Here is a 1,285-nt window from a genome sequence, read left to right as displayed (position 1 = left end):
GCGCCGACCAATTTTATGCGTTGGCAGGACAAATCCGTCCAGTTTGAAAGCAGCCCACTCCTCGCCAGCAAATCTGAGCCTCAAATCGCTAACGCGACACAACCCTTTTGCGCAGCGTCACCGGCAAGCGCCCCCACCTCGGTACCGTGTGCGCATGACTACCTCCACCCCCAGCGCCGGCGCCGGCCCGCCAACACCGACCTAACAGTCGTCGTCGACCAGGCACTGGCCCTGGCCGAGGAGAAGAGCAATCGGGCTGCCGCTGCCTTTCTAACTGCGCTTGGCGCCGGCTTCGCGCTCACCTGCCGGGCACTAGCAGAGCCAGCGCGCCGGCGTCCGAAGAGCATAGTTGACCAAAAACAATACCTATCCTATCACCAATAAATACGCGTCTTGCGAAGTTCGCAGAATGCGTATATTATTCGTTTGTGCCAACAGTAGCACAGGACGGAAAAGATGTTTTTAAGGCATCTTCCGGAACCATTTTATATTTTTGTTGCAAGTTCCTAACTGGAGAAACCCCTATGAAAATCCCAAACTATATTCTTGAAAGAAGATATGCACGTAATTGCAAAAAGCACGCTGCTGGCGTTTGCTGATAAACACCCAGAAGCACTAGAAAAAATGTTGTCTTGGCATAAAACGATGGAAGCTTGTGAAGCAAAAAGCTTCGCAGAACTTAAGCTTACATTCGGAAGTGCCGATTATGTCCCGAAGAAATTTACTGTTTTCGATGTCGGCGGTAACGAATACCGAATCGTTGCAGTAATTCATTATAATACTCAGAAGGTTTTCTTACGACTCGTAGGGACACATCGTGAGTATGATAAGTGGACGAAAGAAAATCGAGGAAAATGAACTATCAAAACCAGTCGCGCAGTGCAATGCCTGAGCTTGCAAAAGCTTGGGCTGCATTACAGGCTTATGCCCTGTTAGGCCCGATCCGGAATGACGCTGATTTCGAGCGTGTGCATGCTTTGGCCAATGATTTGTCTGATGAAGTAGGGGATGACGAAAGCCATCCTCTCTTTTCTCTTTTCGAGCTAGCGATGGAGCTGATCGAGAAGTGGGAAGACGAGCATGTGGTAATTCCGGATACGGAACCAAAAGAAGTTCTCCGCTTCTTGCTGGAGGAAAATAAACTGAAGCAAAAAGATTTATCTGATATTGCTTCGCCTACTCTGATCAGCGACATCCTAGCTGGTCGTCGTGAAATAAGCCGCGTTTTAGCGAAGAGCTTATCGACCCGCTTTAATGTCAACGCGAGTGCATTTCTCTAAGTAGG

At 49.0% G+C, this 1,285-nt stretch carries 2 protein-coding genes; both read left to right on the top strand.

What is annotated here, in order from left to right:
• The first annotated feature begins 546 nt into the window (after positions 1-546).
• On the top strand, positions 547-858 hold the full coding sequence (locus tag ACHAC9_RS24410) for a type II toxin-antitoxin system HigB family toxin (protein ID WP_435764390.1): 312 nt from the start codon (positions 547-549) through the stop codon (positions 856-858).
• A complete protein-coding gene (locus ACHAC9_RS24405; protein WP_435764388.1) occupies positions 855-1,280 on the top strand; it encodes a helix-turn-helix domain-containing protein in 426 nt (141 codons plus the stop codon). Before ACHAC9_RS24410 ends, ACHAC9_RS24405 begins: the two co-directional genes overlap by 4 nt.
• The last annotated feature ends 5 nt before the right edge of the window (positions 1,281-1,285 follow it).

It is taken from the genome of Massilia sp. CMS3.1, from assembly GCF_051262535.1.
GTDB lineage: Bacteria > Pseudomonadota > Gammaproteobacteria > Burkholderiales > Burkholderiaceae_D > Telluria.
This window is presented reverse-complemented; position numbering and strand designations above follow the sequence as displayed.